We start from the raw sequence: 13316 nt of genomic DNA, 5'->3' as shown, positions 1-13316 counted from the left end.
GGTTGTAGCGGCACCGTCCGTCTGATTGCATTCGCCGATGCCTCGGGAGACACCCGTGACGGCGTCGTCCGCGCCCCGACTGCCGATCCTGATGTACCACTCCATCCCGGCGCACGGACCGGGCTCCGACCTGGCGGTCCCGGTCGCGCGGTTACGCGACCAGTTGCTCGCCGTCCGGGATGCGGGCTGGACCATTCTCGGGCAGACCGCGGCGTGGCAGACCCTGCGCCGCGACCCCACGGCTCGGCTGGTGGCCCTGACCTTCGACGATGGTTACGAGGACTTTCTCGGCGCGCTGCCGGTGCTGGCCGAGGTGGGGGCCTCGGCCAGCCTGTACCTGCCGGTGGAGGAGCTCGACCGACCCGGGTTCCTGACCCGCGCGCAGGTGGACGAACTCCCGCCGGATCTGGTCGAGATCGGCAGCCACGCGCGCCGTCACATGCCGCTGGACCTGCTGGATCCCCGATCCCTGGAGGAACAGGTGCAGGGCAGCCGGGACGACCTCGAGCAACTCCTGGTCCGCCCCGTGGTCTCGTTCTGCTACCCGAACGGCTACGTCTCCCCGCGGGTGCGGCGTGCCGTGGCAGCCGCCGGGTACACCAACGCCTGCATCGTCGGACGACGCGTGGCGCGACGCTCCGACGACCCGCTCCGGTTGCCCCGGCTGCAGGTGACGGCCGCGCACTCGGGGGCGGACGTGCTGCATCTGCTCCAGGTCGGTGAAGGCAGCGTGCTGCCGATGGTCAAGCGCCTGGCGCAGCCGGCCTGGCGGGTGGTGCGGCGCACGGTCCACCGCACCACCGGCAAGGTCGTGACCTAGGCCGTGCCCTCGGTGCCCTCTGTGCCCTCTGCGCCGGCGTCGCCCACTGCGCCGGTGGTCGGCTCGTCCTCGCGCACCAGCCAGACGGCGCCCAGGGGCGGCACCCGCAATTGCGCGGACGCCGGCCGACCGTGCCACTCGATCTGCTCGGCCTGCACCACCCCGAGGTTGCCCACGCCCGATCCGCTGTAGTAGCCGGCGTCGCTGTTGAGCACCTCGCGCCACCGCCCGGCGTACGGCAGGCCCACCCGATAGTTCTCGTCGGGCACCCCGCTGAAGTTCGTGATGGCCACCAACGGCTGGGTGCGGGCCTTGTTCCAGCGGATGAACGAGAAGGTGTTGTGCGCCGAGTCGTTGGCGTCGATCCACTCGAAGCCCTCGGGGGCGAAGTCGACCTCCCACAGCGCCGGGGTGGCCTGGTAGACCCGGTTGAGGTCACGCACCAGCTGCTGCAGGCCGGCGTGCCACGGGGTCTCCTCCAGCCACCAGTCCAGACTGCGCGACTCGGCCCACTCGGCCTCCTGACCCAGCTCGACGCCCATGAAGATCAGTTGCTTGCCGGGGTGCGCCCACATGAACGCCAGGTAGGCCCGCACGTTGGCCAGCTGCTGCCAGCGGTCGCCGGGCATCTTGCGCAGCAGCGAGCCCTTGCCGTGCACCACCTCGTCGTGGCTGACGGGCAGGCAGAAGTTCTCACTGAAGGCGTACATCAGCGAGAACGTCATCTGATGGTGGTGGTACTGCCGGTGGATCGGCTCCTTGGCGATGTAGTTCAGCGAGTCGTGCATCCAGCCCATGTTCCACTTCAGCCCGAAGCCCAGACCGCCGACGTGGGTGGGCCGGGTGACACCCGGCCACGCGGTCGACTCCTCGGCGATGGTGACGACGCCCGGGCAGCGCTTGTAGGCGGTGGCATTGGCCTCCTGCAGGAACGAGACCGCCTCGAGGTGCTCCCGGCCGCCGTACATGTTGGGCACCCACTCGCCGTCCTTGCGCGAGTAGTCCAGGTAGAGCATCGAGGCCACGGCGTCGACCCGGAGGCCGTCGATGTGGAACTCCTCCAGCCAGTAGATGGCGTTGGCCACCAGGAAGTTGCGCACCTCGGTGCGGCCGAAGTCGAACACGTGGGTGCCCCACTCGGGGTGGTCACCCTTGCGCGGGTCGGCGTACTCGTACAGCGGCTGGCCGTCGAAGCGGGCCAGCGCCCACTCGTCCTTGGGGAAGTGGGCCGGCACCCAGTCGAGGATGACGCCGATGCCCGCCTGGTGCAGCGCGTCGACCAGGTGACGGAAGTCGTCCGGCGACCCGAAGCGTGAGGTGGGCGCGTAGTAGGAGGTGACCTGGTAACCCCAGGAGCCGCCGAAGGGGTGTTCGGCGACCGGCATCAACTCGACATGGGTGAAGCCGAGATCCTTGACGTACCCGACCAGCTGGTCGGCCAGTTCGCGGTAGCTCAGACCCTGGCGCCACGAGCCGAGGTGCACCTCGTAGGTGCTCATCGGCGAGTTGTGGACGTCGCGGCTCGCCCGCTCGGTCATCCACGCCGCATCACCCCAGGCGTACGAGGAGTCGATCACGACGCTGGCGGTGGACGGCGGCACCTCCGTGCCGAAGGCCATCGGGTCGGCCTTCTGGCGCCAGCCGCCGTCCTTGCCCAGGATCTCGAACTTGTACCGCGCCCCGGCGGCGACGCCGGGCACGAACAGCTCCCACACGCCCGAGCCGCCGAGGCTGCGCATGGTGTGGCCGCGCCCGTTCCAGTGGTTGAAGTCGCCGATCGCCCGGACCGCCTGGGCGTTGGGTGCCCAGACCGCGAACGAGACCCCCGACGAGGTGCCCATGGGGCCGTCGAAGCTGCGCACGTGGGCGCCGAGGGCGTCCCACAGCTGCTCGTGACGTCCCTCGTTGATCAGGTGCAGGTCGATCTCGCCGATGGTGGGCAGGTGCCGGTAGGGCTCGTCGAACCGGACGGTCGGCACGTCGTCATAGGTGACGTCGAGCCGATAGTCGACCACCTCGGCCGACGGCAGGACGACGACCCAGATGCCGTCCTGCTCGTGCGTCATGGCGTAGCCGCGGCCGTCGGCGGTCACCACGACCACCGAGGTGGCCAGCGGCCGCACGGTCCGGATGGTCAGGGCGCCGTCGTGCAGGTGAGCCCCGAGCACCGAGTGGGGGTTCCAGTGCGCGCCGGCGGCGATCTGCGCCAGCGTGGCGGCATCGACCGGCATCGGCGTGGTGGGGGCCGGTGCGGCGGCGGTGCTGCTGGGTGGTGGCGCCGCCTTGACGGTCCGAGTGGTGGTGCGGCTGGTCTTGGGCGCCTCGCTCGACATGCCGTCAGTCTGTCGCCCCCCGTGGTCGTTCGCCACCACCTGGCATGAGATGTGCAACCGCTTTCCTCGCCGATGGCAGGATCAGGGGCTGTGGCGGGGATTCTGCACGTCTGTCGGGCCAACCGGGCACGGTCGGCGTTGGCCGAATTGGCCACGCGTGAGCTGCTGGCACGTCACGGGCTGGACGGCGTGGTGTCGGTGGGGGGTGCCGGCACCTGGACACCGGGCGGCGAGGCGATGTGGCCACCGGCGGCCCACGAGGCGCTGCGCTGGGGGTGGGACCCGTCGTCCGTGCGTTCGCGCGGGCTGACCGTGCCCCTGGTGCGTGAGGCCGACCTCATCCTCGCGGCGACGCGGGAGCTGCGCGATGAGGTGATCGCCCAGGCGCCGTTCGCGGTGCGCCGGACCTTCACCTGGCTCGAGCTGGCCTGGTTGATCGGCGGGCTGGGACCGGCGGGATTGTCCGGTGAGCTCGAGGCGCTCGCGCCGCAGCAGCGATTGGCGGTGCTGCCGTCCCTGCTCGGGCGGGTTCGGGGTCGATTGTCGGTGCCGCCTGGTTCATCCTTCGATGTCCTCGATCCGGTGGATTGCCCGGCTGATTATCTGCCGGGTGCCACGCAGCAGATTCAACGGTGTGTCGCGGCACTCGTCGGTGTCCTTGCAGGTCAGCCCGTCTGACGCCTCATCCGTTCGGGCCATTCCGGGGGTGGGGTGCGGGATTCTACGGAGAATCACTAATCGGATACAGAGCGTGTGGCAGGATCGTGCGCAGTCAGTGACCAACTAGGTCATCTGAGTAACCAATTGGGGATTTCGCTCCGAGGGGGAGATCGCAACCATGAAGCTACGGACGCGCATGAACGCCGCTGTCGGGGCCGGCGTTCTGGCGACGCTGTCGCTGACCGCGTGGGGCTTGTCGAGCGCACAAGCCGCCCCGGTCACCGGCGCCGCTGCCTCGGCGACACTGGCCCACCGCATGATCTCGGTTCACGAGCCGAAGGGTCGCGCCGGCGATGGGCACGGTGGCGAGCACAGCGGCGGGTCGTCACGCGACGGGCACCACTCGAAGGCCAAGCCGAAGGGCAAGAAGGCCGACAACCGGCACGACAACCACGGTGGTGGCACCAACGGCAACAACGGCGGGGACCACGGTGGTAACCACGGTGGCGGACACGGCTGCCACTACCCGCCGAGCCGCTCGCACCAGGTGGTGCTCAACGCCCCCTCGAAGGGCCACGGCCGCACCCTGACCCTGACCGGCAAGGTCACGCACAACGGGTGTGGCGTCTCCTACGCCAAGGTCGGCCTGTACAGCTCGCACGATGGTTCGACCGGCTGGGTGCTGATCAACAAGGCCAAGGTCGGCAAGGACGGCAGCTTCTCGTTCCAGGTGTCGAGCAAGGGCTCGCACTACTACCAGAGCGTGGTGGCGCCGGACCAGGGTCACGATCCCGCAGCCTCGGGGATCGTCTCCTCGCGCCATCGCTGACCGTCCCGTTACACCCGACCGGCGGATCGAGGGGGCCTTCCGGTAATGAAGAAGCCTGCGCGCCTGCTCCTGTGGGGCGCGGCAGTGATCGGCGTGGCCGGCGGGCTGTCCGGGGCATGGATTGCCTGGACAGCCCGCGAGGCCCGGGCCGAGCTCATGGCAGCTCGCAGTGAACTCGGCCCCCTGCAGGCCGGCGTCCTCAGCGGCGATGCCGGGGTGGCCTCGCGGATCTCCCGCCTGCAACTCCACGCGGCTGCCGCCCGAGACATCACCGACGATCCGATCTGGACGGCGGCGGCTCACCTGCCATGGCTGGGCCGTCCGGCGGTCACCGTGCGCGGGTTGACCCGGGCGGTGGATTCCGTTGCAGCCGAGAGCCTTCCGGTACTGGCCACAGCGGCCACCGAAGTGCACCCGGCCCGGTTGCTGGACGCCGGTGCGCTCGACGTGAACGGACTCGCCTCGGCCGCGGTGCCCCTGGCCAAGGCCGATGACGCGCTGCGCTCGCAGCGGGACGCCGTCGAGGCCCTGCCGTCGAGCTGGCTCGGGGTGGTGTCCACCGCTCGCAGTGAGATGCTCGACCAACTGACCAAACTCTCGGCTCTGACGGCCTCGGCGCGCACGGCCTCCGAGATCGCACCCGGCATGTTGGGCAAGGACGGCCCGAGACGCTATTTCGTGGCGTTCCAGAATCCGGCCGAGACGCGCGGCACGGGGGGCCTGCTCGATGCATTCGCGATCGTGCGGGCCGAGCGGGGCCGGGTGGTCGTCGAACAGACCGGCGCCAACACCCAACTGCCGGCGCTGCCCGAGACCATCACGGGGCTGGATGCCGGCTTCCTGGACCGTTACGGGTCTCAGGGCGCCACCAGCTTGTGGGTGAACGCCAACCTCAGCCCGCACTTCCCCGAGGTGGGCGCGGCGTGGCTGGCGATGTGGCAGTCCGCCACCCGGCAGAAGGTCGACGGCGCGGTCGTGCTCGATCCGGCGGCACTGGCGGAGGTGTTGCGGGCGACCGGCCCGGTCACCGCCCCCACCGTGGGAACCGTTGGCCCGGAACGGATCGAGAAGCTCGTGTTGCTGGAGCAGTACCAGCGCTCGGACCTGTCCGCCGAGCGCAAGAAGCTCATGCTGGGCGTGGGCGTCGCGGCGATGAACGCCGTGCTGTCGGGCAAGGCCGAGCCGCGAACGCTGATGCCGGCGCTGGCCCGAGCCGCTCGCACCGGTCACGTGCTGCTGTACAGCTCGCGTCCGGCGGAGCAGGCCGTGCTCAACCGATCGCAGCTGGACGGCGCGGTCGACGACACCCGGGGGGCCTTCGCGCAGGCCGTCGTGGTCAATGCGGCGGGCAACAAGTTGGACAGTTGGCTCCAGCAGTCGCTCAGCTATCAGGTGGAGCACTGTGCCCCGGCGGGACGCCAGGTGGCCATCACGGTGAACTTGACCAACTCGGCCCCGAGCAAGGGGTTGCCGGAGTATGTGACCGTCCGCAGCGACAGGCCGGTGTACAAGACCGTGCCGGGTCAGAACCGGATCGGTCTGCAGGTGCTGGTGACGCGCGGGGCGCGCGTCGAGTCGGCGCAACTCGACGGGGTGCCGGTCGAGCTGGCGCCGCCGCTGGACGACCTGCCCGCCTCGCTGCCGACCGGCGGCGTCGTGGGTAAGGGGCAGGACAGTGGGTTCCTCACCGAGACGCTCACGGCGGGAAGGCCTTCGTACGGAATGGATGTCGAGATACGACCGGGCGCCCGTCGCACCCTGGTGCTGCACCTGCAGGAGCCGGCCGGCGTGACCGGATCACCGGTGCTCCCGTTGCAGACCATGGTCAAGACGCCGACGGCCTCGGCGGACGTGAGTGCCTGTGGGGTGGGATCGTGAAGGCGGCCTGGCAGCAATCGCTGGACACCGGGGGAGTGCCGTTGCTTGACTACGTCGACCTGCGCCGCGCCGAGGTCCACGACACCGTGCCGCTCGACCTCGACCTTGACCTGCACCCCACGCTCCCGGCGCGGCCGTCGGTGATCCCGACGCCGCGGGTCCAGACAGAGCGTGCGTTCGAGGTGGTGCAGGACGCCGCGACCGATCGGCCGGCGTCCTGGATGCGGTGGTACGTCGCGGCACTCATCTGCCTGGATGCCGTCGCGGTGGTGGTGGCCGGCCTGCTGGCGCTGCTGGTGCGCTTCGGCACCGTCGACCAGCCGCTCAAGGGCACCACCTACATGTTGTTCGTGCTCGCGGCCACGGTGCCGTGGGTCGGCATCATGGCCGCCTCGCGGGCCTACGAACAGCGCTACCTGGGGCTGGGCAGCGAGGAGTTCCGCCGGGTGGGCAACGCGGTGGTGCGCTTCACCACGTTGATCGCCGTGGTGGCTTATCTGCTCAAGATCGATGTGGCGCGCGGCATGGTCGCCCTCGCGCTGCCGCTGTGTGCGGTGCTGACCTTGGTGCAGCGCTATGTCGCGCGACAGGTTCTGCACCGGCTGCGCGGCGCGGGTGCCGCCTGCCACCGGGTCTTGCTGGTCGGAGAGGAGGGCTCGGCCAAGGCGTTGCAGCAGCGGCTGCTGGCCAGCCCGCACGCCGGGCTGCGGGTGGTGGGGCGATGCTCGCCGGTGGGGCGTGACCAGGGCGGCAGCCTGGCCCATGTGCGCGAGGCGATCGAACTGGTCCGCGCCGACACCGTGGCCGTGGCTCATTCACCAGGGGTGACCCCGGAATCGTTGCGCCGCATGGCCTGGGCACTCGAGGACACCGGTGTCGACCTGCTGGTGGCGCCGGCCTTCACCGATGTCGCCGGACCCCGCATCCACGTGCGCCCGGTCTCGGGGCTGCCGCTGTTGCAGATCGCCTCGCCGCAGTTCACCGGGGCCGGCAAGGTGGTCAAGCGGGCGATCGACATCGCGGCGACGCTGCTGCTGTTGACGGTGCTCGCACCCGGTCTGCTGGTGGTGGCGCTGCTGGTCGTCATCACCAGTCGCGGCCCTGCACTGTTCAGCCAGCAGCGCATCGGCCGTGACGGGCGGCCGTTCAAGCTCTACAAGTTCCGCAGCATGTGTGTGGACGCCGAGCAGCGGCGCCAGGAACTGTTGGCGCACAACGAGTCCGATGGTGTGCTGTTCAAGATGCGCGAGGACCCGCGGGTGACCCGGGTCGGCCGCTGGATGCGCCGGTTCTCGATCGACGAGCTGCCGCAGTTGGTGAACGTGCTGCGCGGTCAGATGTCGCTGGTGGGGCCGAGGCCGCCGTTACCCAGTGAGGTGGCCCAGTACGAGCAGCACGTGCATCGGCGGTTGCTGGTCACGCCGGGTCTGACCGGGCTGTGGCAGGTCAGTGGGCGATCGGACCTGTCGTGGGAGGAGTCGGTGCGCCTGGACCTGTACTACGTCGAGAACTGGTCGGTGGCCATGGATGCCGAGATCCTCTGGAAGACGATGTTCGCCGTCCTGCGTGGCAGCGGAGCGCACTGATGCGCCTGGATCGATCGGCTCGCGTCTACGTGGCAGGTCATCGCGGCATGGTGGGTTCGGCGGTCTGGCGCCACCTCGAGGCGCAGGGGTTCACCGACCTGGTGGGCGCGACGTCGTCCGAGGTCGATCTGCGTGACCAGGGGGCGGTCGACGCCTTCCTGAAGGAGGCCGAGCCGCAGGTCGTCGTCTTGGCGGCGGCCCGGGTCGGCGGCATCCTCGCGAACTCGACCGCGCCGGCGGACTTCCTGGCCGACAACCTGCGCATCCAGCTGAACGTCATGCAGGCCTCCCAGCGCATCGGCGTCGAGCGGTTGCTGTTCCTGGGGTCCAGCTGCATCTACCCCAAGTTCGCCCCGCAGCCGATTCGTGAGGACGCTCTGCTCACCGGCGCGCTGGAGGAGACCAACGACGGCTACGCCATCGCCAAGATCGCCGGCATCCTGCAGGTACAGACGCTGCGCCGCCAGTTCGGGGTGCGCTACATCTCGGCCATGCCGACGAACTTGTACGGTCCGCACGACAACTTCGACCCGACGTCCTCGCACGTGCTGCCGGCGATGATCCGCCGCTTCCACGAGGCGAAGCTGACCGGTGCGCCCTCGGTCACGTTGTGGGGTAGCGGGACGCCGCGCCGCGAGTTCCTGCACGTCGACGACCTCGCCGAGGCGCTGCTGTTCCTGCTCGAGAACTACGACAGCCCCGAGACGATCAACGTCGGCACCGGGGTCGACCTGACCATCCGCGACCTCGCCGAGCTGGTGGCCGACGTCGTCGGCTGGCACGGCGAGATCGGTCAGGACACCTCCAAACCCGATGGGACGCCGCGCAAACTGCTCGACGTGAGCCGGCTGAACGACCTCGGCTGGACGGCGCGCACGCCGCTGCGCGAGGGCATCGCCGCGACCTACGCGTGGTTCGTGGCGCACGAGCTCTGACGAGACCCTCGCCCGGGCACGGCTGTTGACTGATGTGACAGCAAATGTCAGGGTGGCTCGAACCGGTGATCGCGAGCCGGCGTCCACTCTGCAGGAGGTCTGCCATGACGCACGTGCTGAATCGGTCTCGTTGGGCGGTTGTGGTGGCCCTCTTGGCTGCGGCGGCCGGTTTGCTCGCCGTCCAGGCCGGTCAGTCGCAGGGTGCCCCGACACAGCCCTCGGCCCGAGGCGCGATCTGACCCCGCGGTGATCATGCAATCCGTGCACGCTCGGCCTGAGGGTCTCGGGAATCGGCTCGTTGAAACTGGCCATCGTCCTCGACGGGTCGGGCAGTCGGAGATGTGTTGGTCCATGTCCGGTGAACCGCAGTCGTGCCCCCGATCCTGAGACGCCTGTCGCTCGGCCGTCGTGGTGCCTGTTGGCTGCTCGGCCGGTTGCTGTCCAAGCGGTCGAGAGCCAGCCGGCGCCGACCCGGACGGTGGCCAAGGGCAACCTGCCCTGGGCGATCTGATCTTCATTCGCCTACCTAGTTCTCGAACCAGGAGGTTGTCGTGCCCCACGTCCTGAAGCGCAGCCGTTCCGCCATCCTGGTCGCTCTGTTGGCTGCGGCCGTCGGCTTGCTCGCGGTGCAGGCTGCGCAGTCTCAGAGTGCCCCGCCCCAGCCCTCGGCCCGGGGTGTCATCCCCTGGGCGATCTGACCGAGATCAGCGCCGGCGCTTGCCCGGGGTGATCTGCATGGCGCGGACGGCGTCCAGGTGCGGGTACACATGCTCGGCGTCGTCGATGGACGGCGCCGCGTGGCGTGGCGGCTCGCTCCAGGCGCGCGGCGCCGGGTCGACCTGTCCCTCGGTGAACTGCTGCCCGTACCCGGACGGGTCGACGCTGTACCCGGGCTCGGGCTGAGCCGGCTCGGGTGGTGGCCCGAACTCCGGCCCGGGGTAGGTGGTCTGCCCCCAGGACGACGCCCACGGCGCGGACTGTTCACCGGGCTCCGACGACTGTCGGGGCAGCGGGGGCGTCTGGTCGATGCCCTGTGGCGGACCCTGCGGCGGGGGTGCGGTCTGCCAGGCCGGCGGCTCGTGCGCGTCGTCCCGACCCGAGGTCGGCGATGGCGGAAGCGGTAGGGCCGGCGAGGCCATGGCCAGCGGAACCCCCGGCAACACCTCGGGCTCGTATCGATAGGTGAACATCGGTGCCGCGGGCGGCTCGGCCGGAGGCGTCTCCCGTCCGGGCGCGGACATCGGTCGGGTCGACGGCGGGTTTTGGTGCCGCGTGTGCAGGTCGGTCGCGTGACGCTCGGGGGCGTCGTCCTCGTACGGGGGGAACGTCGCACTGGGGGTGAACAGCGGGTTGCCCGAGGCCGGGGGTGTCGCGGGCAGGCCCCATGGGCTGGTGTCCGCGACGTCGTGGGGTGTCTCTGACCGGCCGGGCTCGTCGCCTGACCCGTGGCCTGGATCATGGCCTGGATCGCTGCCTGGATCACTGCCGGAATCGTGGTGGTCGACAAGCGCCGCAACGGGTTCGGCGAACTGCGGGAAGGTCGGCTCTGGCTCGCGCGGTTCGGCGCTGCGGGGTTCGGGGATCGGGGACACCACCGGGCCGAACGACGGTTCGGCGTACGGATCCCCCGGGGTGTGGTCGGGGGAGTAGTCGGCGGCGGCCCATTCGTCGGTCTTGACGTGGGCGGCGGGCAGGCCCATGGGCGGGGTGAGGTCCATCGTGACCCGCTCGGGCTCGAACGCGGGACCGGGCTCGAATGCAGGGTCGGACTCGAATACGGGATCGGGCTCGGGGGGCGGGTCGGGCACCGTGATCGGCTCGGCGAGCGGGGCACCGATCGCCAGGGGCGGTGGCATGGCGATGCGGTCGCCGGCCGAGGGCGGTGGGAACGGGGGTGGGGCCTCATGCGAGGCCGTCGCCCGGGCGAGATAGGTCGGCGGCTCATCCGCGTCGACGGGTTCGTCGATCGCGAAGGCGGCCGGCTCGTCGTCCTCGTCGATGAACAGGGGGAGGGGATCGGAGGGCTGCGCGGGCTCGGCAAGCGGCTCGGCGACGCGGCGCCCCGTGGAGGGCGAGTCGTCCCACTCGGAGGATCCGGAGCCGAGGTCGATGAACTCGTCGTCGGCAGGTTCGGCCGACCGGGCGGGCGCCGCCGCCTGAGCGGCGGGGGCGGGCGCCGGCTCGACCCAGGTCGGCGTGGACAGCTGCGTTGCCGCAGCCCACCGGTCGATCGCGTCGTCGAGCGGTGGGACGACGGCCTCCGGCTCCGGCTCCGGCATGTGCGTCGGCAGGGGCATCGGGGCCGGCATGGGCATCGGCGCCGGGTGCACGACCTGCTCCGGCACGTCCAGGTACGTGGATTCGGCAGTGGGTGTGAACGGGGTTGGCGCTGAGGGCATCTGGTCGAACGACGGCGGGGGCGGCGCCGAGCCGAAGTCGGCCGCCGATCCGAACGGTGACGCCGATCCGAATGGTGACGGGGGTGGTGCGGTGGCGGGCGGTCGGGGCGCAAAGGCCGGCGGGGCGACGGGCATCGCGGGTGGTGCCGGAGGCATGCCTGGCATCACGATCGGGTTCGGGAGCTGCCCGGACATGGTCTGGAAGATGGGTTCGGGCGAGGGAGCGGTGGTCGGGGTGATCGACGTACCGGGCCTCATGCCCGGTCCGGTCATCGCCGACACTGCGCCGGCCAGCGTGTCGGGTGGTGCGGCCTCACTGCCGTACGGGGTGGCCGAGGGCATCACGGGGGGCGCCGGCGGCAGCGGGGCGGTGGCGCTGTAGGGAGTCTCGACCTCGGGGGCAGCAGCACCGCGGCGGCGGCTCAGCCACGACCCGCGCGGGACGGCGCCGTGGTGGGGTGGCGTCGTCCGCTTCGGCTCGGGACGGCGCGTGCTCGTGGTCCGCGGGGTGGCGCTGCCCGCGGCAGGCACCCCGACCAGGGCGATCCCCAGTAGTGGGGCGCCCAACGTCATCAGTTCGGTGACGACGGTGCGCAGTCGATCGGTGGCGGTGTTGCCCGAGCGGGCGACCAGGATGGTGCCCTCGCAGAGGCGGCTCAGGGCGGCGGCGTCCGCCACCGACTCGAGGGCGGGGGTGTCCAGGACGACGGTGTGGCCGTCGTCCAACAGGGTGCGCACGATGCGCGACATGCGGGTGCCGGCCAACAGGTCACCCGGGTTCGGCACGGGTGGGCCGGAGGTGATCACGCGCAGGTCGAGTCCGGAGCTCCACGGCTGCAGGGTGGTGTCGAGGTCGCTGGTGCCGGTGAGCAGCGAGGTGAGCCCGGGGTGATCGGGTCGCAGTGACAGGGCAGCGGCGATGCCCGGCCGGTGCAGGTCGGCGTCCACCAGGACGACGTCGACGCCGGTGTGGGCCAGGGCGAGGGCTAGGTTGACGGCGGTGGTGGTGCGGCCCTCGCCGGGGCCGGCGCTGGTGACCAGCAGGGCGCCGAAACCGATGCCGGACGGCGCCATCGGCAGGTGTGAGCGCAGCCGGCGGAACGACTCGGCGTAGCCGGTGGTGGCCTCCGCGCCGGTGAACCCGGCCAGGGTGCGGCCCGGGTGGTAGGGGATCTCGGCCAGCACCGGCAGGCCGAGGCCGTCGGTGATGTCGGCGCGGCGGCGGACGCGGCGGTCGGTGGAGGCCAGGGCGGCGGCGATCAGCAATCCGGCGAGGAGGCCCGCGAGCAGGCCGAGGCCGCCCAGGCGTAGTGGGCTGGGTCGCAGGGCCTCGGTCGGCGTGGTGGCCTTCGTGGTGACCTTCACGGTGACCGGCACGTCGGAGGAGACCCCGGTCGGGTCGAGGTTGGCCAGGCGGTGGACGACCGTCGGTAGCTGGGCGGCGACGGCGTTGGCCAGGTCGCGAGCCGTGTTGGGGTCGGCGTCGCGGGCGTGGACGTCGATCAGCACGGTGCCGGGGTCGGCGCTGGCGTGGATGCGGGCGGCCAGGTCGGCGCGGGCGATGGGCAGCTTCAGGTCCTTGGCGACGGCGTCGAGCACCTGCTCGGAGGTGGCCAGGCGTGCGTAGCTGCGGACGCGGGTCTCGGCCGAGGCCATCGCGTCGGGGGGGATCTGCCCGTCGGCGGTGCGCGAGGTGGTGACGAACAGCTGCGTGAGCGCGTCGTACTCGACCGGGGCGATCATCGCGTACCCGACTCCGCCGGCGGTGCCCAGCAGCGCGAGGGCAGCGACGAATGCCCAGCGACGGCGAACGCCGCGCATGAGCCGGGCCAAGGTCACGACACCTCTTCGTAGGTCGGGCCAGGGCGAGGGGAGC

General features: G+C 70.9%; 9 protein-coding genes. 7 read left to right on the top strand and 2 right to left on the bottom strand.

The annotated features are described in order from the left end of the window. Positions 1 to 55 precede the first annotated feature (55 nt). Positions 56 to 820: a polysaccharide deacetylase family protein gene (locus tag IPK24_22915; protein ID MBK8078317.1), complete on the top strand. Its 765-nt coding sequence runs from the start codon at positions 56 to 58 to the stop codon at positions 818 to 820. Here the strand turns inward: IPK24_22915 and glgB are convergent. Continuing rightward, positions 817 to 3153 carry a 1,4-alpha-glucan branching protein GlgB gene (glgB, locus tag IPK24_22910; protein ID MBK8078316.1) on the bottom strand — a complete coding sequence of 779 codons (2337 nt, stop codon included), beginning with the start codon at positions 3151 to 3153 and terminating at the stop codon, positions 817 to 819. The two genes, IPK24_22915 and glgB, sit on opposite strands and share 4 nt — an antisense overlap. A 90-nt stretch (positions 3154 to 3243) precedes the next feature. Between glgB and IPK24_22905 the strand changes: the two genes are divergently transcribed. The 6 genes from IPK24_22905 to IPK24_22880 all read left to right on the top strand — a co-directional run bounded on the left by IPK24_22905 (position 3244) and on the right by IPK24_22880 (position 9739). Continuing rightward, positions 3244 to 3831, top strand: coding sequence for a hypothetical protein (locus IPK24_22905; protein MBK8078315.1), 588 nt, complete (start codon positions 3244 to 3246; stop codon positions 3829 to 3831). A gap of 160 nt (positions 3832 to 3991) precedes the next feature. Beyond that, the gene (locus tag IPK24_22900) at positions 3992 to 4642 is read left to right on the top strand and encodes a hypothetical protein (GenBank protein ID MBK8078314.1); all 651 of its coding nucleotides are present in this window, start codon (positions 3992 to 3994) and stop codon (positions 4640 to 4642) included. A gap of 45 nt (positions 4643 to 4687) precedes the next feature. Then, complete coding sequence (locus tag IPK24_22895; protein ID MBK8078313.1) at positions 4688 to 6520, top strand: DUF4012 domain-containing protein; 1833 nt, start codon at positions 4688 to 4690, stop codon at positions 6518 to 6520. Then, positions 6517 to 8106, top strand: a complete 1590-nt coding sequence (locus IPK24_22890; protein ID MBK8078312.1) for a sugar transferase — start codon at positions 6517 to 6519, stop codon at positions 8104 to 8106. Before IPK24_22895 ends, IPK24_22890 begins: the two co-directional genes overlap by 4 nt. Then, the gene (locus tag IPK24_22885) at positions 8106 to 9041 is read left to right on the top strand and encodes a GDP-L-fucose synthase (GenBank protein MBK8078311.1); all 936 of its coding nucleotides are present in this window, start codon (positions 8106 to 8108) and stop codon (positions 9039 to 9041) included. The genes IPK24_22890 and IPK24_22885 overlap by 1 nt, the downstream gene beginning before the upstream one ends. A 551-nt stretch (positions 9042 to 9592) precedes the next feature. Then, the gene (locus tag IPK24_22880; GenBank protein ID MBK8078310.1) at positions 9593 to 9739 is read left to right on the top strand and encodes a hypothetical protein; all 147 of its coding nucleotides are present in this window, start codon (positions 9593 to 9595) and stop codon (positions 9737 to 9739) included. Positions 9740 to 9745: 6 nt separating this feature from the next. Here IPK24_22880 and IPK24_22875 read toward each other — a convergent pair whose 3' ends face one another. Continuing rightward, the gene (locus IPK24_22875) at positions 9746 to 13279 is read right to left on the bottom strand and encodes a polysaccharide biosynthesis tyrosine autokinase (GenBank protein MBK8078309.1); all 3534 of its coding nucleotides are present in this window, start codon (positions 13277 to 13279) and stop codon (positions 9746 to 9748) included. Positions 13280 to 13316 lie beyond the last annotated feature (37 nt).

Source organism: Kineosporiaceae bacterium, from assembly GCA_016713225.1.
In the GTDB taxonomy this organism is placed as follows: domain Bacteria; phylum Actinomycetota; class Actinomycetes; order Actinomycetales; family Kineosporiaceae; genus JADJPO01.
The sequence above is the reverse complement of the archived record's forward strand: the minus strand, read 5'-3'. Positions and strand labels throughout refer to the sequence as shown.